Raw genomic sequence first — 23781 nt, forward strand, 5'->3', positions numbered from 1 at the left:
ATTAAAAATAATTTTTATTAATTCCCGAAATTATATCGCATGGTAAATCCTGCGCGTATATTGGTTGTTGGGAATGAGGTTGATATTACAGCTTTCGAGAACGAATGATCGTAGAAGAACAGCACGGTTAGGTTTTTACTGAACGCATAATCGGCTCCGAGTTTTACAGACCAAATGTTTTGACCGCCTGACAATTGGTTGTTGTCGTAATCTAAATAACGGACAATGGTTTTACTGTTTCTATAAGAGAAATCTAATTTTAAATTGATATCGCTTTTAATGATTCCAGTCGGATTGTCTGCCAATTTCGAAGAAAAGATTACGTCTTTGATTCGGTAACCCAAACCTACAATATATTCCATTCCTTTGACTTCAGTGAGTAAATTGTTGTCAAAACTCAATGACATCGAACGGTCTTTTTTCATTTCGGCCAATATCTTAACGGAGTTTTTCATTTCAAAATCCAAACGAATCAATGGGCTGAATTGTTCGACTAAATTGATGTTGGAAATTAATAGTTTATTAAAATAATTTCCTCCTGCATCCGTACCGATATTGTTTTTATCATACTCAAAATTAGAGCGGAATGCGTTGATGGTATACGTTGCTTTGTAACTGTGCTGCAACGAAAATCTTTTAAAATTATCTTTGAAGAACTTATAGCGCATCAATCCGGTGTACTTAACAGTCCAGTTTGGAATTGGAATGTCTTTGAATGTTTTCAGTGACGTACTAGAGGCATCACTACCTGTATAAGCTGCTAAAAACGACGGGATTAAAACCGCTTGATTGTTTTTTCCGAAGCCTACCGGGAATCCTTTGTTGGCGGAGTAAATCGCGAAATTAGGGTCATCTGGATTGGTTGGTATAGCATAAAATGATCCTTGACCATATCTAGGAAAATCTGTTCCTCCGTAATAGTTTTCAGCCAAACGATTGGCAATAATTAAACGATTGTTTCTAAAATCTTCAAAAGCGGCAGAGAAAACTTCATCACTTTGACTAAAAGCTGTTTTAATCAAAACCGTTGAAATGGAGTAGTTTCCAAAAGTGTATGGCGATCTCGAATTGTATTGACCGGTAATCGGATCAACATCATACTGTTCGGAATAATTGCTCACATAAGTTCTGTCGGCGTTCAAATCGATTTTAAAATCCGGGAATAAATCTACGTTGGCAGTAAGATTTAAAGTTTTGCTGGTGATTTGCGTAAAGTTCTGATTGAAATCCTGATACTTGGTCAACCAACCATTACCGGCTGATTCTTGACGAACATCAGCTTGAGAACCAAAAATAAAACCTAATGTTGGTTTTGACGAACCGAAAAACCCTAAACCTGGTGTAAATCCTGGCAGTACGGTTCCTTTGTTTTCGGTGTAATTCACATTAATGGTCTTCACACTCGTCAGCACGCCAATCAATCCATCGACGAATAAGTTATTTTTGGAAGTCGCAACCGGCGCATTGGTATTGACTACTTTCTGCCCTGGCTTTGGAGGCGCAACTGGTTTTGGTGCAGACTTGGCGGTTTTCTTGGTCAATCCGATGTATTTATAAAACGAATCCATATTGAATGCCGTGTTCAATTTATGGGAACTCGCATTTTGAATCGTATTTCCTAAATTATAATAAACGCCATCAATTTCGATATCGGACAACGCAAGCGATGCTCTTTGCCAATTGTAATCACCGGTGTAAGAATACGTTGATTTTACAAAACTTAAGAACGGTAATTTGTTGAGTGGCAAATCGTAATTCACCACAAATTGCTGGGTGTGTGTGTTAGGATCTCCCGTATTCCAATAGTCGGTATATAAAGTAACACTGTTTATCGGATCATTATTTTCATCTAGATAATTTCTAACAATATTACTCGAAGATGCCGTATAATTGATTTTTAGTGCTTTGGTTAAATTGTAATTAAACCCGTATTGATAATTAAACAAGAAATTCCTTCTGTACAACGGATCTAATGGCAATCCAACTACATCAATTTGTCTGAACTGCTGTTTGTTATACTGTCTGGTGATATTGGTACTGAATGAAATATTCGACGGTAAATAATTAAAATTGAAATCACTCAATAATTTCCAATACGAACTTTTCTTCAAAAACTTGTTGCTTTTTAAAGGTTCAACAGGTTTGGGTTGAAATGCAAACGTATAGTCGACAGTGGTATTGACGGTTTGATCGAGGAATTTTTCGATTTCAAAATTATGCCGTTCGACTTGATTGAAAGAGTACGAAAGCGTTAGGTTTTCCGGGTCATAAATATGCTGCTTTTGTTCGGGTGCTCTTTCCTTTTTGACACCGATAAAATTGATGCTTTTGCGTTTGGTATAATCGATAGCACGGTCTTTAATGATGGCTCTTTCAGAAGCACTGGCAGTAACATCTAAGATTTGATCAAGTTTGATATCTTGATTAAACGGATCGTATTGCGGTGTAATCGTTTCTTCACCAATAGCATAATTGAATGGCAGGTTGATATGCCATTTTTTAGGCATTAATTTCCCCAAGCTCAAATTGGTTACAATATTATACTGTTGTGTGTCTTCTCGACTTCTTTCGTTCGGGCCTTGCTCTAAAGTTCCGAAACCAATCGTACTCATTTTTCCTGTGGCGGAAATCGTCGCAAAATCTGCAAAATTGGCATCAATATTCACGAGTGCTGCCATACCACCACTGTTGTCCATTTCGGACAATCGGAGTTCATTAAACCAAACTTCTCCTTTAAGAGGTCTTGGTGCTGCACTTGTGGCGGTATTATTTTTTATACCTACCATTAAATTTCTTACCAATCCAAAATTCGGATTTCCTCTAACGCCTAACTTCATGTTATTGGTAGTTTTGGCATTGATCTCGTTATTAAAATAAATTTCACCTTCGCCTAACGCCGGCGCTTGTCTGGATAAAATTTTCAATTGGGTTAACAACTCTAATGGCAAATCAATATCGTTTTCAGGGGGCCAAATAGCTTCCGCCGATCTGGCATTAGGAGCACTTACTTTTAAAGGAATTTCGACTTCATAAAAATTCTCTGTAAAGTCATTTCCGAAACGGATAAAGGCCATCATTTCGTCGTCGTTAAGTGTTTCATTTGGTAGTGCTTCAGCATGTAAAAACATTCTTAGTTTTTTAAACTGACGCATGTCGACACTCACATTTTTAAATACACCTCTGGCATCTGTGCTTATAAGACCTGTTGATCCTGAAACTCGCAATGACAATGCCTGTTCGTTTTGATTGATAATGGTATTGTTGTTATACAATTGTTCTCTGACAACACCTGGAGGCGAAACATATGGTATTGGTGATCTGGAAGCGTTTTCTAAAATGTTAACCGATTGCACTTCGAAAATAGTGGCAGTATTGTTAACCACAGGATCCGTTGGGTCTAGTGATTTTTTATAACGTCTCCATTCACCACGAACTAAATCTAAAGCTCCGAAACGAAGGGTTACTTCACTTTCAAAACCAGTCATAAACATTCTTACAAATCGGATGGAAGTAAAGTCGGAAATACCACCTATTTTTCTTTCCCATTCTGACACCGGAATTTTATATTGTATCCATTTTACCTCTGTGGTTTCTCCTAGCGAAGATCCTGGTGTAGGTTGGTTGGTAATTCTTCTGACATCCGTAACGTAAGGAGCATCGCCAGCGGCATTGATGTTAGGTCTAACATCTACACTGTATTCGTAGTACGCTTGCACCGTATCCATGGTGTTGTCGCGGTTAAGATCTTCCATATCCGGAAGCGTAGAATTTCCTCTATTGTTATCGGAAACATCCACCGGCGAATTGCCTTGGGTTCCGTTATAATTTTTGTATCGTTGAATGACATCGCCACCTGCTTGTAAATAATATACATAATTATCACCGGCAGGATCTGCTTCACCGGCATAGTTTGTATACTTGGTCGCTTCAGCCGCATCACCAATTCCGTCTAGTCCGACATCTTGAACATCTCGATTGCTCTGACTGGTGTCGAAAGCATAAATTAAAGACTGAGCTGCAGGTACTCTTCCCCAAACGGTGTCGATGGTTAATGAATTTGAGCCCGCTTCGGGCAATCCGTTTTCGTATTGTTTCTGTCCGTCTTTTAAAATATCTTCGGAAATAGAACCTAAATTGAAATAGATTTTTCCGGTGTTGGTACTGGCATTAGTCAAACCACCGTGACCAACATAAGGATCCATGACCCAAAACTGAATAAACTCAACATTGGCTTGCTCGAAGTTGGTTGAATTTAAAGCACGTGTAATTCCACCGAAGTTATCTTGTGGTGCGACGGCAACATCTGTACTATTGTTATATGGACCTCTCTCGCTTGGATAATACGTTAAATCTAAAGTATTGATGATTTGTATTTGACCTGCGGCAATATCTGTTGAAGGATACAATTCTTCAATATTAATTCTTCTTGTTTTATTCAATGAAATATCATCGACACTGATACCACCGGGTCTGGTATAAATCACAGGATCGATGCTATACCAACTTAATTTAGCTCTTCTAGAACCGTAATCTAAAGTGGTTAAATCGCCTCTAAAATTATACGGACTTGGCGTTTCAGGATGATCTCCTGTGGTTACTGTTTCTGTATCTACCAAAGGTGTTGAAGCCAAAGCCCATGATTGTGGAGAACGCAAATCGATGTTGGTTTGTGAACCTTCAAAATCATCTACATAAATGGTTGATTCTCCATTAAATTGATCTGCTTTTGGCGTATCCGGTTTCAAAAAAGCGACTTCACCTCTAAACGAAATATTCGATGGAACATCCGTATCCATAAATGGTAATTTGTTGACCATTCTGGTAAAAAAAGGCACTTCAGTGGAAAAGTTAGTATTCAACCCAAAGATGGTATTGTTGACCGATTCTTGTCCAAAACTCGATTTTTGAGTTAATGGTTTCTCAGTCATTTTTAAAAATGTCCCACCAATAGTAAATTTATCAGAAATTTTATGATCGACAGTAATTCCCATAAACCTTCTGGTTTGCTGTCCGAAAGTGGAATTGTTTTCTACCGAAACCTGAATTGGTGTATTGGATGCTTGCAATGACGGATCTAAAATCTGTACGCGCCCCGCTTGATAATTGACGCTGTAATCAACACCTTCTAATAACACGCGACCACCTGCTGTTACAACCACCGAACCTTTTGGCACATTGAAAGCACCGATTGGAATTCCGTCACCACCCGAAGATTTGAATTTTCCTCTAAGTTGGTATTTGTTTTTATCGCCATCTTGAAGTGCAGCCGATTGTGTTCCGGTATACATACTTCGAAACACGTATTTTTTCTGATTGAGATTATAAGTATTTTCGTCTTTATAAACCTGACCTGGTGCATCTTTCAATTTATCAAATATCAACCTACCAAATGGTTCCACTGTTGTGAATATCAATCTGCCGTTTTGCGGATCAACGGTCAATCCCGGAATAAAATCGAAGAATCCATCGCCACCACCTTGCGGGTCATTATTGAAATTTAATTTATCGACATTAAATACTTTTAACAATGGCGTGTCCTGAACCCACCTACTTGGATAAGGCGGCGTTTGAGGGAACGGTCCGAGTGGAAAAGTAGTTCCAGCTACAGGAGAAATATAATTAATCGGTGATGGGTCGGAATAAAGAATGTTAAACCTAAAATCCTGTTGCTCTAATTGAAAAGCACCCGGAATTTGGTAGATATTCTTCATCATTAAATTCCAAATTGGTTTTGTGGTATTGGTCAAATTACTCTTCAACATTTTCAATACTAAAGATTGTGTAGTGATGGTTTGTGGAGCTCCAGTATTCGGATCAAACGAACCTGGTTGTGTGGCATCAACACCATCATTACCAAACTCACCCACTTGATAAACCTGATCACCAACAGTATATTGATAAGCCACCGCCAAAACCTCATCATTTGACAAACGTTGTTGCAATGAAAGATATCCTAACTGGGTGTTGAAAGTATATTCATTCGCATTTAATTTTCTGGCATTTTCAAGTTTAGAATAATCCAATCCTTCTACTTGTTGAATCGGGCCAGGCGTTAAAGTATTAAATCCGGAACCTGCCGTAGCAATTTCTCTAATGTTTGGATTTAAATAACCTGAACCGCCTTGAACATCATCAATCCTCCCCGGATCATATAAATTGTTTTTATTGTCTGACGGAGTATCAATAGGTTTTAGAAAGAATCCTGTAGGTAGTGTACCTAAAGAAACAATATCACTTGTAGGCAAACCGCTTATTTCCGCTTCACCTAAATCTTGTAGCGCGATAATATTTCTAAGATTGTTATTTGTTGTATTAACCCTGTTTTGTCGGTTGGTAATCCAAACTTCTAAACGGGTAATTTGAACACGGCTGTTGATGAAAGGGTAATTTTTTAAGGCATCATCGTATTTGTTTCTGAAATATTGCGAAAGGAAAAAGTGCCTATCGTTATCGTATTCCAATCCGAACAAATCGAAATCCTGGATCGTTCCGCCACCTTGAGCCGTGACAGTTTTGGTTTGTGATTTTTGTTCTGAAAATATTCCCGTTACGGTTGTTTTACCAAATTGCAACTGTGCTTTTACTCCAAACAAACTTTGGGCACCTCGAATTAATGAACTGCTTAGCGGTAAACTCACATTTCCGACTTCTATTTTTTGAATGATATCGTCTTCGTCGGGCGTATATTCTAACTTGATTTGATTCTGAAAAGAGAACGTAGATTCTGTATCGTAATTCGCGGTTACTTTAAGTCGTGTTCCCACTTTACCCATCAAACTCATGCTGATTCTTTGGTCGAAATCGAAATTCGTTGACGAACGATTTTGTGGAGAAAAAGCCGGATTGTCTTGTTTGGTGTGGCGTACACCTAAATCAACTTCAACGGAACCTGTCGGTTTAACATCGATGGTGTTGCTACCAAATATTGAAGAAAAGAAACCTGAATTGACATAATATCTTGGTAATAAATCTTTTTTGGCTGCTTCGCTACCTTCTTTTTTACCGTCGATAGCGTCCGATTTTTTCTTAAAATACGCTCGCATCGATTCGCGCAACATCAGTTTTTCGTATTCTTTTGGAGTAAGAATGATGGGATAATTAATATTGAAACCATCCACACTATTGGTATACACATATCGGTCAGTAACCGGATCATAAGTATAAGCATCTAAAATACTAGGCGGATTTTCCAACTGCAAAGTACCTGAAGCATATCCCGGTTTAATGCTGTCGGTTACTTCTTCATCAACAACCTGCGCTTGAATACTATAGTTTACTAAGAAAACCAAAGCAAAAACACTGATTTTAAGAACCTGTTGTATTTTTTTTATATATAGTGTTTTCAAGTATTATAAATTTTTTAAAGCCTGTTTAATAATTGATTCTACCGTTGCATTCGAATCTTGAGCCACTATTTTATCGACTACTTTTTCTGCCAATTTTTTGTTAAACCCTAGCACTTCCAATGCAGATAACGCTTCATCTTTATTTGTATTGTTTTGCAAAATGGAAACTTCGTCCAAATCATATAGTTTTAACACTTTATCCTTCAAGTCGAGTATAGCGCGTTGTGCCGTTTTAGCGCCAATGCCTTTTATCGATTGTACGGTTGCAACATCACCAACTGCAATCGCTTGAATGATTTGCTTGGGCTCGAGCGATGACAACATCGTTCTGGCAATACTGGCTCCGATTCCTGAAACCGACAACAACATTTTGAAAATCTCTCGTTCTGATTTTTCTACAAACCCAAATAAAGTGTGCGCATCTTCTTTGATTTGAAGATAAGTAAACAATTTGATTTGATCGGATTGCGGAAGCAAAGAATACGTATGCAAAGAAATATTGATATGATATCCTACACCACCGCAGTCGATGACTACTTCTGTTGGTGTTTTTTCTACTAATTTTCCTTGAATATGTGCTATCATTATTGTCGTAAAGTAGTCCCAAATATAGCAAAAAACTTTAATTGGGATGAATATGCTTGTAAGTGTTAAAATTTTATTTCTAAATTCTTGACTCTTTTTATTTTTTCTTGCGCATCAACCACGGCTACTGCCGCCATATTAACCATTTCTTCTACACTGGCACCCAATTGAAAAATGTGAACCGGCTTGCCCATTCCCATCATAATTGGCCCAATAGAATCAACACTGTAGAGTTCTTTTAGTAATTTATAAGTAATATTCGCAGATTCTAAATTCGGGAATATCAACGTATTGACTTTTTTTCCTGCGAGTTTAGAAAACGGGAATTTCGCTTTAAGCATTTCTGGATTCAATGCAAAATCAGCTTGAATTTCACCATCAACAATTAAATCCGGATAATAATTATGAAGATACGCCACCGCTTCTCGAACTTTTGAAGCACTCGCATCAGAAGACGATCCGAAATTTGAGAACGAAACCATTCCAATCACCGGTTCCATGCCGAACATCTTTACGGTTTTGGCTGTCATCAAAGCAATCTTCGCCAAATCATCCGAAGACGGATTAGGATTAATCGCCGTGTCTGATAAAAACATCGGTCCACGGTTGGTCATCATCATATTGGTGGTGGCAATCAACGAAATTCCAGGAGCTTTACCAATCAATTGCATGATCGGTTTTACAACTGATGGATAACTTCTTGAAAAACCCGTAACCAAAGCATCAGCTTCGCCTTCATTGACCATCATTGCGGCAAAATAATTCCGTTCGCGCATCCATTTTTGAGCATCGAGTAACGAAATACCACGGCGTTGTCTTGCTTTCCAATAGATTTCTGCATAATGCAATCTTCGCTTGTCTTCTTCAGGTGTTTTCGGGTCATAAATGGGAACTTCAGCATCAAATCCGAGTTCTTCTTTAAGTTCCAATATGAGTTCTTTGTTGCCTAATAAAATCGGAAAACCAATACCTTCTTCGAGTACGATTTGAGCGGCTTTCAATACATCAAGATGATCCGCTTCCGCAAAAACAACGCGCTTCGGATCGGTTTTGGCTCGGTTCGTAAGCAATCGCACCATTTTATTGTCTGAACCCAATCGCTCTAAAAGTTCTTCATTATATTCATTCCAATCGTGAATAGGATTTAATGCCACACCGGAATCCATAGCCGCTTTAGCAACTGCCGGCGCTACCGTAGTAATCAATCTTGGGTCGAATGGTTTTGGAATGATGTATTCGCGTCCGAAAACCAACTTGGTTTCGCCATAAGCAATATTCACTTGCTCCGGCACACTTTCTTTAGCCAAGGCAGCCAAAGCGCGAACCGCTGCCATTTTCATCGCTTCATTAATTTTAGTCGCACGAACATCTAAAGCACCACGAAATATGTATGGAAAACCCAATACATTATTCACTTGGTTAGGATGATCCGATCTTCCCGTGGCCATGATGATATCTTTTCGCGTATCCATGGCTAGATCATAAGCAATTTCAGGATCCGGATTGGCCATCGCAAAAACAATAGGATTTTTCGCCATGCCCAACAACATTTTGGGTGTCATCAAATTTCCTGAAGACAAACCGAGAAATAAATCAGCTCCAACAAGTGCTTCTTCGAGTGAAATTGATTTGCCTTCACGGGCGTATTTCATTTGCATTTTAGACAACAACGCATTGTCTTTCGTCAATAAACCTTTGCTGTTGAACATGTAGATATTCTCCGGTTTCACACCCAGCAATACATACAAATCGGCACAAGCCAAAGCGGCTGAACCGGCACCAGAAACGACCATTTTCAATGATTCGGCTTTTTTATTAGCCAATTCAAGTGCATTCAACAAAGCGGCCGAAGAAATAATGGCTGTTCCATGTTGATCATCATGCATCACAGGAATATTGAGTTCCTCAACCAAACGGCGTTCGATCTCGAAAGATTCGGGAGCTTTGATATCTTCGAGGTTAATACCTCCAAAAGTGGGTGCTATATTTTTTACAGTTTCTATAAAGGCATCGACATCTTTGGTGCCGATTTCGATATCGAACACATCAATGCCTGCGAAAATTTTAAACAACAATGCTTTGCCTTCCATCACTGGTTTTGAAGCTTCTGGACCAATATCGCCCAAACCTAAAACGGCAGTTCCATTAGAAATAACTGCAACCAGATTTCCTTTAGCGGTATATTTATAAACATTCTCTACATTCTTGGCAATCTCGAGACAAGGCTCGGCAACACCCGGAGAATAAGCTAAAGACAAATCTCTTTGGGTGGCGTATTTTTTTGTAGGTACAACTTGAATTTTTCCCGGCGTGGGCTTAGCGTGGTATAATAAAGCTTCTCTTCTTTTACTGTTTTTGTTCATTGCAGGTGGATTTAATTCCGACTTACAAAGGTAAAAGTCTGAATGTAATAAGGAAACTTTTAGGGATGAATCTTTAAAAAAAGACACGCTTCGCTTTAGACACGCTTCGCTTTAGACTTTTGGACACGCTGCGCTCAAGACACGCCTGCGGCTTTGGATGATTAGAAGCCGGGAACCTGCTGTTCGTTCCTATCTTTTGCGGCGAACAACGCCACAAAAGGATAACCACTGCCATCAGGGCTAGGCATCCGATTTCAAAACAAGAAATTTCTAGAGTCTAATAATCCAAAAGCGAAGCATGTCTAAAGCGCAGCGTGTCCAAAAATCTAATTCGGCACTACAGGAGTTGCAGTCGGCGGAATTGGATCTACATGGTTTGCATTGTCAATATATTCCTTTTCCTCAATATCTTCGCCTTTTTTGCCTAGTTTCACTTTAGGTGCATCTTTGGTTCCTGTAACCGTCAATGGAATTCCGATAATGCCCAACGGCGGTAATCCCAATCGCATTTTGATGTTGAGTTGACCATCGAAACTTGTCGTTCCTTCTATCCTTGGTCGGAAACCCGCGAATTTAAATTTGAATCTTTCAATCGTGATGATGTTATTCTTGATCGTCGTTTTAATATCAACTTTTGTTACATCGGGATTTCTAATCGCATCGGTATGTGTTTTATCACTCACAGCGCCAAACATTCTGAAACCTTTCATTTTTACTTCTTTCACGGAAAGTGTTCCGCCACCAGTCAATGATGGATAAATCGGCTGCATATTGCCGTCTAATTTTCCGCCGACTTTATAATCTAACGACACTTTTCCTTGCGCTTTTTCTGCGGCAGATGCCATTTCACGAAACATTTTGATTTCATCATACGCGCGTTTGATATCGAAATTATTCGCTTTAATTTTAAAATCGAAGAACGCTTTAGTTGGCGTTTCGCTTCCGTATACGATATCCATATTCACAGGCGCTCCGATGATGTTGAAGCCCGTGTTTTTAAGTGTCATTTTTCCTTGTGCAATCGACATATCGCCTTTGGCATTTTCTAGATTCAGTTCATCAAAATCAACTTTAGCAGCATTCGCGACAAACTGCAAATCGAAATTTGGCGGAATCACAACCACACCTGTTTCTGTTTTAGGAACGGTTTGTTTTGCTGTTGATGTTGCTTCGGTATTGGTTGTTGCTCCCGACATGAATTCATCTACATTAATATAATTCGAAATCAAATTGAATTTGCCTTTCAAAATCGCCGCATCAGACAACACGAAATTGATCACGTTTTGAAGGTAACCATTCATCTTGAAATCCGACTTGCCGTAGCTTGCCAGGAAATTAGAAAAATTCATTTTGTCTTGATTGAATGTAAACAAACCTGCATCAATCACAAATGGTTTCGGAAGATATTCGGAAGTTGTTTTGATCTTTCTAAGCTCCAACGTTCCGCGATTGTTGAGTTTGCTGTAATTCCCGTTTGTCGCATCGCTTTGTTTGCCTTGAAAAGCCACATCGGCTTTGATGAAACCTTTGACATCCAATCCTTTTCTCGAAAAAACTTTGTAGACTTTCGCAACATCAACACTTCCTTTTGCTTTGACATCGTAGGCCACATCATCAAAATCTTGGAAACTCGCTTTGAGGTAAATCGGTTTGCCTTCAAACACAAATGACGCGGGATTGATGATCACTTTGGTCTGTTTAAAAGTTCCATTGCCATTGGTAACAGAAGCCAGCACATTAATGTTTTGAATTGGATGCGGATAATATTGGGTTTGAACGGTGACGTTTTTCAAATTGAAAGTACCGTTGGTTATCGGGAAAATCGATTTGGATTTGTCATAAACGCCATTGGCTTTGACATTCATTTTGAGCAATCCTTTCAAAGTCATGTTTTCGAAACCGAAAGCTTGGTCTAATTTCTTTAAATCTAACGATGCTTGAATGTTGGCATTGATTGTTGGTTTCTTTAATCCTTTCGATTTTACGATGGCTTTCATATAATCTTTGCCTACATTGAAAAACAACGAATCGAGTGTTACTTCAACATTCTCAGGATTCAATCCCGGTAGTTTCGTATCAAAATTCAGGAAGATATTCGACACGGGAAAGGGTGCGTTTTTGTATTCGATTTCGCCATCTCGAATTTTCATATTGAAACCCATATCGGGGCTTTTGTGTTCCGATGCGATGTATTGTCCTTTTAAATATAAAGCCAAATCGGTGCTGCCTTTGACTTTAGTTTTCTCTAACCAAGTCACATATTCCGGTGGCAATGCGGTGAAGAAATCGTTGAGTCGACTGTCTTTCGAATCGATTTTAAAATCCATGTCATACCCATTTTTTAGGAAATCGAATTTTCCTGTAAACTGAACCGGCAATTTATTGATTTTAAGATTGTTTTGCTGGAATACAAAAGCAAGCGAATTAGTGTTGATTTTTGTAATTAAATCGGCTTTGATTCTTTTGTTTTTGAGGTAGGTTTCTTTATCGTAAGTCAAGTTTAAAGAATCGATTTCAGCTTCTGTATAAATATCGAAAATCGATTGATCTAAATCGCCTTTGCCGATATAGTTGAATCCTTTGGCATCGATTAAGATTTTTGTCGATTTGTCGTTGTAGACCAAACGACTGTTGCGAATGTCGATTTTTTCGAGTTTTAATGATGTGTTTGAATTGTCCTTCGATGGTTTTTCATCTTCGGAAACATACACATTATAATTGGCTTCTCCTTTTTCGTTGACTCTGACATTCATCAAAGCATTCGATAGGAAAATTTTATCAATTTTAACTTGGCTGTCGAAAATAAGACTTTTAACATTGATTCCGAAAGCAATTTCGTTGGCAGAAATTAAAGTTTCGTTTTTATAGGGTGCGGAACCATTGAGTTTGAAGTTCTTTAACGTTAATGTTAATGAAGGGAAGTGATTGAAAAAAGACAGGTTGGCTTCTGAAAAATTGAGTTCCCCTTCGAGTTTGTCGTTGGCAAAACCTTTTACTTCTTGAGCGATTTTTCCGGGGAATACAATAGGAAACAAAAACATCATTAGCAATAATGTGCAAAATGTAATTACTGTGATTTTTAATCCTTTGATGACGATGCTTCTTTTCGGTTTTTCCATGAGACAAAATTAACATTTTAGTTTAGGTAGTAAAATAAATTCCGATTTTATGTATAGCATTGTTCTAAATTAATGTGTGATTTTTTACCGCAAAGGATGCGAGGTTATACGCAAGGCTCGCTATGGAAATTTATGTTAGCATATAACTTTGTGTTCTTTGCAGTTTATTAAAAACAAAAAACCCTCCCAAAAATGTGGGAAGGCTTTTTTAAAAATAACTAACTAACTCTATTGTTTAATCAATCTTGATGTTTTCACTCGGTTATTACTGTCTGTAATTTTCACCATGTAAACACCCATTTTTAATTCGGATATATCAAACTGATAACCATCTGATTGACTTGCAAAACTTTTCACCAATTGTCCCGCGATTGAATATACTTCAACTTTGGTGGTATTGGTGTTGATTGAGAAATAATCGTTTGACGGGTTTGGGTATAAAATCACGCTGTCGCTAAGTTCGAAAGTATCGTTACTTAAAGATGCCGTATGGTCGCCATACACTTTGAATTGTCCAGCCGGAATGGTTATCGGAGCTGTGGCATTGGATACTATATATGGAGAATTATCCATTAAATTAATCCAAGTTCCTGTAGTATAAAAATTAGGATTGATGGTTTGCGTTTCTGTTGAGAAGTTCGCCAGAATAACAACATTTCTTATTTCACTTGCAGGCAAAGAAGTATCGTATACATATATTCTTTGTTTTAGATTGTTGCCATCAGGACTGAAAGAATAGCTTCCTTCAAACACAGGTTGGGTTTTTTTCAAATCGATGAATCTGGTCCAATCGTTATAGATTTGTGCTCTTTCGGGTACATTCAACCAATTGTTTGTCCACTGTGGTTGTGGTTTGGTATCTAACTTACAGTCGCCAGCAGGTGTTCCTCCGTCGTAATCTGTATTTAAAACGCCGTTGTTGCATAACCAAATCGAATTGTCCATTCCCAATTCAGCAAAATGCCAAATCATTTTCGGTCCTGGAACCAATATCGAAGTAGCTCCAATAGCTGACATTCTTCCTAATGCGTTGTTTAAATTGTTCAACGGTGATGTTGTTCCCGCTACGCCAAAAGTTTTTGCTTCATACATGATTCTATCTTTATCATGACTTTCTGGATAGCCCATCAATCGTTTGGCAGTAAACCCTCTTGAATCTGCTCCAATACCTGAAATACTTGCTGAGGCACCACGAGCTAAATCTTTATAAGCAGTATACATTTCTCCCCACATCATTACGCCTTTGCTAATTCCATCAGGCTCACCACTAATTCTCCAGTTTGCCCATTGTTGCTCTTCATTTGCGGCTCCTAAGTGTTCAAAAATTGCGTAATGGTATGGATCTAAACTCCATGCATAATCTACATAACTTCTGAGAACATCAACCCTATCTTGTTGGTAAGCATTCGTGCAAGACTCACTTCCAGTACAGTTTTGGGTGAATCCTTTGGTCAAGTCCCAACGGAAACCATCAATTTTAAATTCCTGAACCCATTGTTTGATTACTCTTCTTACATAGTATCTGGTGTACTCAGAAGAATGGTTAAAGTCATTTCCAACGCCATAACTGTGTGTAGCGGTTACATTAAAGTATGGATTGTCAGAAGCTGGTCCGCCCCAACCGTCACCATCCGCATCAGACATCCACATTCTGTCCATTGGATTTCTTCCGAAAGCGTGGTTTAAGGCTACGTCTAGAATCACTGCGATTCCGTTTTGGTGACACAAATCGATAAATTCTTTCAATTTACTTCCTGGCCCATAGAATTTATCTAAAGCCAAATGGAATGAAGTATTGTAACCCCAGCTTTCGTTACCATCGAATTCCATGACAGGCATTAATTCGATAGCATTGACTTTTAGGTTTTTGAAATAATCGATGCGATCAATTAAGTCTTGGAAATTTCTATGAGAATCGAAATCTCTAACCAATACTTCGTATACTACTAAATCATCTTTTTTAGGTTTTGTGAAATTGGTTACTTGCCAATTGTATGGCGTTTGACCTGTTTTCAGTACTGTTACTTCTCTATCTTGACCGGCAGGATACACCGGCATGTTTGGATAACTCGCTGCCGGAATGTATGGATCATCAAAAGGTGACAAAACTAATGTAGAAAAAGGATCGGCTGTTTTTACCAATTTAGGAGAATTTGTTGTCGGTGTATTATCGACTACCCAATATTGATAAGAATAATCGACATTTGGTGTTAATCCCGTTAATTCTAACCAGAATTTAGAAGTCGCTGGGTCTTTTTTCATGGCATAACTCGAATCAGGTTGCCAATTGTTGAAACTGCCTGCAACATAAACAAAGTCTTTCCCCGGTGCTGTCAGAACCAATGTCGCTTTAGTAGCATCAGACGCGTTATAATTGATTCCGTCTTCGAGTGTACTTGAAGGCAATGCTTCAGAAATGACGCCTGGATCGACTATCACATAAAATTTCTTGACTTGGGTTGATGCACCTTGTGTAATTTCTAAATCATAATTTTGATTTTGAGTAATTCCGGTATGTGTAAAGGTATAGAAAGTAGTACTTGGAACACTATTGATACTTACACCATTGGCTTTCAAGTTATAAGCTGCTATTCCATTGGTATTGGAAGCTTGTACTGCTCTGCTTCCACCTGAACTGATAATGGTTGTACTATTGACTGTCGGACTGATTAAAGTTGTCTGATAGTATCCAACATTAAATATAAAATCCGAACATGCTGTTGGTTTTTTCAACGTTTGCGTACCCGCTGCATTTCTAAAAACCATCCCTAATTTCGTGGCATTAGCTTGTTGTGTAGCATCGATATTAAAATAAGTGCTTGGTGTAATAGTCGTACTCCAAGTTCCGTTGCCGTTATTGGTCATTAAACCTACACCATCATCCGTGCCCCAATTCCCTACAACCGAATATCCAAAAGCATTGGTGTCGTTTCCTATTCCCGCATGCATGTATACTTTGACTGGTGCAGTTCCCATGGTGTTGCATGTTGCACTTGCAAAAGATACAGTAATTGTAATTTGATCTGTTACGTTAAAAGTAGCCGGGCTAATCGTAACCTGCGAGAATAACGTTGCTGAAAACAAGCAAATTAATACGTTCAATAAAACATTTTTTTTCATAGCATTATTTGTTAAAAAAGGGCTGTTGTTGAGCAGCCCTTTTTATTAGCGTTTATTATAAAATTAATTTGGGTTTAATTTCAACTCGTATGTATAATTCCTTGGATTATTAGTATCTAAAGTAATATCATACTTTTGTTTGGTGCCGTCATCTGTTTCAGGAACTTTTATATCGCCACCGGTTGTGCTCGTTAATGGGAATTCAACAACTACATTAACTGCTGATGTTGAAGGTATCCCTAATACTGAAACTCCTGCTGCTCCGTTAACCGATTTAAATCTGAATTTTCTTCCTTTGTATAAGTCGAAAGTCAATTCCCATTTTTTATTGTCTGGGTTATATACCATCGCTCTATTGGCTCCTGTTGGAATTCCTTTTGCGGCTCCAAAGATTCCAAAAGAAGTGAATGGAGAAACTACATAAGACATTGCTGCTATTCCTGTTTCTGCATCAGTTGCTGCGCTTAAGTTCGCTTTTACAAGATAATGGCCTGCGGTGGTTACTACAAAACTATCGGTTCCACCAGCTACTAAAGCTCCTGCCGTTAAACCATAGATTGTTGGTGATACAAAATCGCCACAAGCATCAGGTTGGTAGAATTTATAATTTCCCGGTTCGAGATACATATAAGCTTCATAATTTGAAGCTGATTGATAACTTGAAGTTGCCATTTTTAATGCAGTTTCAGGGTTTCCTGAATCTTTTACGAATGCTAAAATAAGTGGCTTTATAGAATAGCCTGTCACCGCTACTGAAATCGGATTAGAATATTGATAGATGGCATTACTCGAAATACCGAGCGTGGATTTAATACGGATATCAATATTCATTTGGTTACAATTGAATGTAGGAAGCTTGTTCATTGCTTGATTCAAGTCATCAATCGTGAAAGTAGCCATTCTTGCATCCGTAACCGTACTTAGTACATTAGTAGACAATGGTTGTTCGTTATTCAGATCATTATGATCCGAAATAACTACAATATAAGTAGAAACTGCAGAAACTCCGTAATCACTTCTGTCCCAATCTAATTTGGAAAAAATTTCCGTTTTATTGGCATCTGAAAACACTGTCGGCGGCACTACAGTAGCATCATTACGAAGCTGAAATGCAGTAGCGTTTGCAACAGGGTCTTTATCGTTTGTACACGACCAAAAAGCAGTAAATACAAAAAACAATGCTGGTATTTTTAAAATATTTTTCATTTATAATTGCAGTTTAAAATTAATTGTATCCAATGTTTTGAGTCAAATTAGGGTTTGCCTGAATTGCTTTCAATGGAATTGGGAATAGACTGTAATGTAATGGAATTGACGTTCCATCTTTTACGCCGCCTTTCCATGGCCATAAATAACTTCCTCCGGTAAATTTACCATAACGAATCAAATCTGTTCTTCTGTGTCCTTCGAAATTCAATTCCCTACCTCTTTCGTCAAGTACAAAATCTGGAGTCAAATCACTGGCATTAATTGGCGTAGCGTGAGATCTGTTTCTGATGTCATTTACATAACCTACTGCTTCTGAGACGCTTCCTCCCGCTCCTCTTGCAACACATTCCGCATACATCAGATAAACATCGGCCAATCGGAACAATGGAAAATCAGTATTGGCAAATGAAGCAATTGTAGTTGACCCAACAAAGTTTGTATTTCTGAATTTAGTGGCTGGAAAACCGTCAATCCATGCTTTATAATCATTCATTTCATAGTTATGTCTTTTTGTAGGATCAGGATTAGCTGAGCCTGTAAAGAACAATTTGGCTCTGTCATCATTCGATGCTTCGAGCGCAGCTGTAGAATTTCCAAACAATCCGTACCATGCTTTTGTAGCTCTATGACCACCCCAAGCATTTGTTCCTCCGCCGGGATTACCATAATCAGTAGCTGTCATAGTTATATCATTTAAACTTCCATTAATTAGGTAAGTCGTGTTACCATAACTTTGACTCACAACCGCATCAGCAATCAGCGCATAAATGATTTCATTTTTAGCACTACTACTGTCATTGTCGGCTTGAAATAAACTTCCAAAATTTGGAGCCAAGCTATAACCGCCTTCATCGATTACTTTTTTAGAATAGATTAATGCATCGGCATATCGGTCAGTACCTCTGTAAACCTGAGCATTCAGGTATAGTTTTGCCAACAACATTCTCGCTGTAGACCTATTGGCTTGACCATATCCGATAAACATTGGCAGTCTAGGTTCAATATCGAGCAATTCCGCTTCAAGAAAGTCAAAAATTTGCGCTCTTGTAGCTTCAGGTTTTAAAACTCCGATTGGATCAGTTTCCAACAACAATGGTCCTTTACCGAAACAGTCTATCAGATAGAAATAAGCCAAAGCACGTAAAAATCGCATTTCGCTGATGATTTGGTCTTTACTTGAAATATTATACAGATTCATTTGGTTGATAACCGCATTCGATTGTGTTGCCGTGTAATAAATCCTGTTGTAGGCATATCCGAAAAATTTGTTGCTATCTGTCCAATCAGTATCTGTAGTCAACTGATCTAATCCATTATCGCCCCAACGGTTCTTCATTCCATCAGCAGTGAAATCCTGCAGGTTGATGATTCCTCTTAAAAAAGGTGATTCTCCGGGATCATCTCCAGGTACATTTGTACTTCCTGGGCCTGAAGCTCCAGATAGGGCCAATGAGCCATAAACTTGTGATACCAAACCAGCCAATGTTGGCTGTTCGGCTAACAACTGATCTAAATTTTTAATCTTTCCTTTAGGTTCAGTATTCAGATCATCTGTACATCCAATCGACAACAATAGGACTAATCCTAATCCGATGCCTTTTATTTTAAAATTTTTCATAATTCTTTTTTTTTAATATTAAAAGTCAAGACTTAATCCTAAAGTATAGGTTGTTGGTCTTGGGTAGAAGGTATTATCAATAGCTCCAAAATTTTCAGGGTCTTGTCCAGAATAATTTGTAATTAAAAATGGGTTGTTAACTGTACCTGTTACTTTTAGCGTCGATTTCTTTACAAATTTAAGAAACTTATATGCCAAAGAAATGTTATCACATCTTAAAAATGTAGCATCTTCCATATACATATCAGAAAATGGAACATTGTTCAAACTTCCTGCAACAACAAGTGTATTTACCGATTCCAAAACATTGTATAACGCATTCCCATTCAAAGAGGCTGCACTGCTGATTGCTCCTTGGTTTTTCTGTTTAAGATTATAGACCTGACCTCCGATCTGACCTCTGAAACTTGCTGATAAATCCCAGTTTTTGTAGGTGATGTTCGTATTAAAACCATAGGTCCAGTTAGGCTGTGTTGCCAGATAATAGCGGTCGGCATTTGTAATCTGCCCATCGCCGTTTCTGTCGACATATGAACCAATAACCGCGTCGCCGTTGGCATCATAAACCTGCTCAAAAACCCAAGCAGATCTAGGCTGGTTACCTACGTGATGCCATAATAAATAGTTTCCGGTTCCTTCTACGCTTGAATCCTGAACATTTACTTCGGTTCTCGCTCCCAAATCCTTAACAGTGCTGTAGTTGTATGCAATATTACCACCTACGGTTAAAGAGAATTTATCTGTAGTAATGGCTTTTATTGTTAAAGCCGTTTCAATTCCTTCTCCATCAATAGTCCCTACGTTATCAACAAATAGTCCATTGGCAGTTTCTCCTGGTCGATAGACAACAGCAGCCAACAAATCTGTCGTTTTACGTTTGTACACATCAACACTACCCGAAAGGATGCTGTTTTTGAAAAATTCAAAATCAAGTCCAAAGTTCGTTGTGGTTGTTTTCTCCCATGTCAGGTCTTCGCTGTAACTGAGGGGAGTATATACTGTGACACCCGGTAAATATTGACTGTTCTGATTTCCTGGCTCAAACAAAAGCTGTGTAGGAAAATATCCTACCGATTTACCGCCAAGATCTACACTTGCAATACCGGCCTGACCAGTTTTACCCCAACCTACTCTTAATTTTAAATCCTGGATGGTTTTCGAATTTTTAAGGAATGATTCTTCCTTTATTTTCCATGCTGCTCCAAAAGCCGGGAAATAACCCCAACGTTTTTCCGGAGTATACAAAGACGTAGCATCCGCCCTCATCGTAGCAGTAAACAAATATTTGCCTAATAAATCAACATTAGTTCTCGCAAAAAAGGCTTGAAGGTTAAGCGGCGAATAGTATCTTTGGTTTGGATCGCGTGGATCAATATCAGGTATCCTTACACCGGTACTCGGATCATTCTTAAATGTATTCTTATTACCATCCACTTTAAAATTTTGGTATGAATAACCTGCCTGAGCATCAAATTTCGTCACAAATCCCGTTAAGTTTTTACTGTATGCAAGATACGTGTCCATGGTGGTATTGGTCGATGTCTGATTTTCAAGATAAGATAATCCCGGATTGAAAACATACTGACTTGCGGGACCAGTCGGGCCACTCGAAACAAACGAATAAGTCGCTAATGCATTATTGCTAAAGCTTTCTCTGATTCTTGCTTGCGATGCATCAATTCCCAAATTGACAACGGCACGCAAATCTTTGATAAAAGGAAGTTTATAATCGAATTCAACATTCCCTAAAAATCTCACGGCTCTTTCGGGTCTTTTTCGCTGTTCTAATACTGCTAATGGGTTCCATGAACCAAGAAGCGCATTATTAGTCGCATCCAATGACTGGGCATAACCTCCAAATACTGATGATGAATCATAAACCGGCTTGGTTGGATCCATGGTCAAGGCGTTCCCTAAAGAACCTCCTTCATCAATGGCATTTTTATCAGTAAAACTACCTTTTGCATTGACGTCGATTTTCAAATCATCGTGCAGCAACTTAGGCGTCATTTTGAATGAATAAGTAAAACGCTCGTAGTCACTCGTTTTTACAAGGCCTTGAACGTTGTTATATCCTAAAGACACTCTAAATGGAATCTTTTTATACATATTGGCCCTAACGCTGAAATTGTGATCCGTTGAAATTGCTGTTCTTATAATCTGGTCCTCCCAATCGGTATCGCTCAAGATTCGACCTTCGATTTCATCAGTCCCCAGAATATCAGCAGTAGGTGCGAGTGGATTCGGATCATCAACACCCAATAAATTTGTTTTAGTCGGATGGTATTGCTGGATGAATTTTGTAAATTCAGGACCACTCATCACATTCAGCGATTTGTCTAACTTACCGACTGAAATAGTAGCCGAATAGTTAAACTGTGGCTCACCGCTTGTTCCTTTTTTGGTAGTAATTAATATAACGCCATTGGAAGCTCTAACACCATAAATTGCAGTAGCTGACGCATCCTTCAGTATAGAAAAGCTTTCAATATCATTTGGATTAATCAAAGTAAAAGGATTGCTCACCCCGGCTGGACTCAAATCACTCAAAGGCACACCATCAATAATAATCAAAGGGTTGTTCGCAGCACTCAATGAAGCACCTCCTCTAATCCTGATGTTAGGAGCAGAATCTGGCGAACCTCCACTATTAGTGATTCTTACACCAGCAGCTTTTCCTGCCAGCAATTGGTCAACGGAAACGATAGCGCCTTTATTAAAATCTTTCGAAGTCACTAACGCCACAGAACCTGTAGCATCTTTCTTTTTAGCCGAACCATATCCGACCTGAATCATTACTTCCTGCAATTGATTTGATTCTTCCTCCAAACTCACCGAAAGGCTGGCTTGAGAATCATAAGCAACAACAGCACTTTTATATCCTACAAAGGAAAAAACAAGTTTATCTCCTTTTTTGACTTTAGGCAACTTGAATTTTCCATCAAAATCAGTTTGCGTGCCGTTTCCAGACCCCTGAATTTGGACGTTTACTCCTGGAATAGGTTGTTTTGAAACCTTGTCAACAACTGTTCCTTCAATGGTGCTCTGTGCAAAGACACCAAAAGGCAGGAGAAGCATTAAAAATAACAACTTTTTGTAAATTGTTTTCATACATTTTGTTTAAGTTAGAGTTCGTTTTTTGTGCTTATACTTTACTTCGAAGGTTAAATTTAGGTAAATTTTTTGTTTTTTTTAAGAAACACCTGTTAATTGTCTCTCGAAAACGTTTTCGTGTTGAAAACTTTCCCAATTCTTCATTTTTTTAAGGATTAAATTTCCATTAATAAAAATAAAAATTATCTTTATTCTGAAAACCTTATTTATACAAGCTGTCTCATGAAAAGAAAAGTTACGCTAAAACAAATTGCCAAAGAACTGGATGTCTCTATTTCTACAGTTTCAAAATCACTTCGAGACAGCCCTGAAATTAGTGAAGACACACGCCAAAAAGTACAAGCTTTTGCTAAATTATACAACTACAAACCCAACTTAATTGCACTAAGCCTCAAGAACAAAAAAACCAAAACAATAGGCATTATTATTCCCGAAATTGTGCATCATTTTTTTGCTACAGTCATCAGCGGAATTGAACATATCGCCAACGAAAAAGGGTACAATGTCATCGTATGTTTATCCGATGAATCCTTCGACAAGGAAGTTATCAATATGGAAATGTTAGCCAACGGTAGTATTGATGGTTTTATCATGTCTTTATCTAAGGAAACACAACAAAAAAAGGATTTTCATCACATTAGCGAAGTTATTAATCAGGGAATGCCTGTGGTAATGTTTGACAGGGTGACCAACGATATTTTATGCGACAAAGTAATCATCGATGACAGTTTAGCTGCCTATGAAGCCGTTCAGGATTTAATCAATAATGGATTTAAAAAAATCGGACTCATCACCACTGTTGATTATGTCAGCGTAGGGAAATTAAGAACCGAAGGATATTATAAAGCGTTAAAAAGTAACGGAATTACCATCGACGAAAACCTAATTGTAAAAATAGAAGACATTGATAATTGTGCCGAACAAATCGAAAAATTAATGTCCGATCAAAGCTTAGATTCTGTTTTTGCAGTCAATGAATTGTTTGCCGTAACCGCCATCAAAACCGCTAAAAAATTAAATTTAAAAGTACCCGAAGACATCGCCGTCATTGGCTTCACAGATGGAATTATCTCCAATTATTCCTCTCCAAGCATCACGACTGTAAGTCAAAACGGAATCAAAATGGGCAATAAAGCAGCTCAAATGCTGATTGAAAGATTGGAGTCGGAAGAAGAAGAAGAAGAACACTACAAAACCGAAGTTATCGAAACCCATTTGGTACAACGAGAATCAACACCAACGCTAAAATAAATCGAGGAGTAAAATCAGATTGCATTTCATCGATAATTTTCAACTTTTCTTTTTTG

At 38.2% G+C, this 23781-nt stretch carries 9 protein-coding genes; 1 reads left to right on the forward strand and 8 read right to left on the reverse strand.

Annotation, left to right across the window (positions count from 1 at the left end):
• Window positions 1-17: 17 nt before the first annotated feature.
• The 8 genes from sprA to RMO03_RS09090 form a co-directional block, all read right to left on the reverse strand.
• Window positions 18-7346, reverse strand: coding sequence for a cell surface protein SprA (gene sprA, locus RMO03_RS09055; protein WP_409024915.1), 7329 nt, complete (start codon window positions 7344-7346; stop codon window positions 18-20).
• Window positions 7347-7349: 3 nt separating this feature from the next.
• Window positions 7350-7931 (reverse strand): Holliday junction branch migration protein RuvA, encoded by a 582-nt coding sequence (gene ruvA / locus RMO03_RS09060; RefSeq protein ID WP_309641782.1) that lies wholly within the window; start codon window positions 7929-7931, stop codon window positions 7350-7352.
• Between the two features lie 65 nt (window positions 7932-7996).
• Window positions 7997-10294, reverse strand: a complete 2298-nt coding sequence (locus tag RMO03_RS09065; protein WP_309641783.1) for an NADP-dependent malic enzyme — start codon at window positions 10292-10294, stop codon at window positions 7997-7999.
• A 326-nt stretch (window positions 10295-10620) separates the two neighbouring features.
• Window positions 10621-13413: an AsmA-like C-terminal region-containing protein gene (locus tag RMO03_RS09070; RefSeq protein WP_309641784.1), complete on the reverse strand. Its 2793-nt coding sequence runs from the start codon at window positions 13411-13413 to the stop codon at window positions 10621-10623.
• Between the two features lie 228 nt (window positions 13414-13641).
• Window positions 13642-16533: an alpha-amylase family glycosyl hydrolase gene (locus RMO03_RS09075; protein WP_309641785.1), complete on the reverse strand. Its 2892-nt coding sequence runs from the start codon at window positions 16531-16533 to the stop codon at window positions 13642-13644.
• A gap of 63 nt (window positions 16534-16596) precedes the next feature.
• A complete protein-coding gene (locus RMO03_RS09080) occupies window positions 16597-17739 on the reverse strand; it encodes a SusE domain-containing protein (RefSeq protein ID WP_309641786.1) in 1143 nt (380 codons plus the stop codon).
• 19 nt (window positions 17740-17758) lie between these two features.
• Entirely contained in the window at window positions 17759-19360 is a 1602-nt protein-coding gene (locus RMO03_RS09085) for a RagB/SusD family nutrient uptake outer membrane protein (protein ID WP_309641787.1), read from the reverse strand.
• 18 nt (window positions 19361-19378) lie between these two features.
• Window positions 19379-22471 (reverse strand): SusC/RagA family TonB-linked outer membrane protein, encoded by a 3093-nt coding sequence (locus tag RMO03_RS09090; RefSeq protein WP_309641788.1) that lies wholly within the window; start codon window positions 22469-22471, stop codon window positions 19379-19381.
• Between the two features lie 225 nt (window positions 22472-22696).
• Here RMO03_RS09090 and RMO03_RS09095 point away from each other — a divergent pair, with 225 nt between their 5' ends.
• On the forward strand, window positions 22697-23725 hold the full coding sequence (locus RMO03_RS09095) for a LacI family DNA-binding transcriptional regulator (RefSeq protein WP_309641789.1): 1029 nt from the start codon (window positions 22697-22699) through the stop codon (window positions 23723-23725).
• The last annotated feature ends 56 nt before the right edge of the window (window positions 23726-23781 follow it).

The organism is Flavobacterium sp. (assembly GCF_031411595.1).
Lineage (GTDB): Bacteria > Bacteroidota > Bacteroidia > Flavobacteriales > Flavobacteriaceae > Flavobacterium.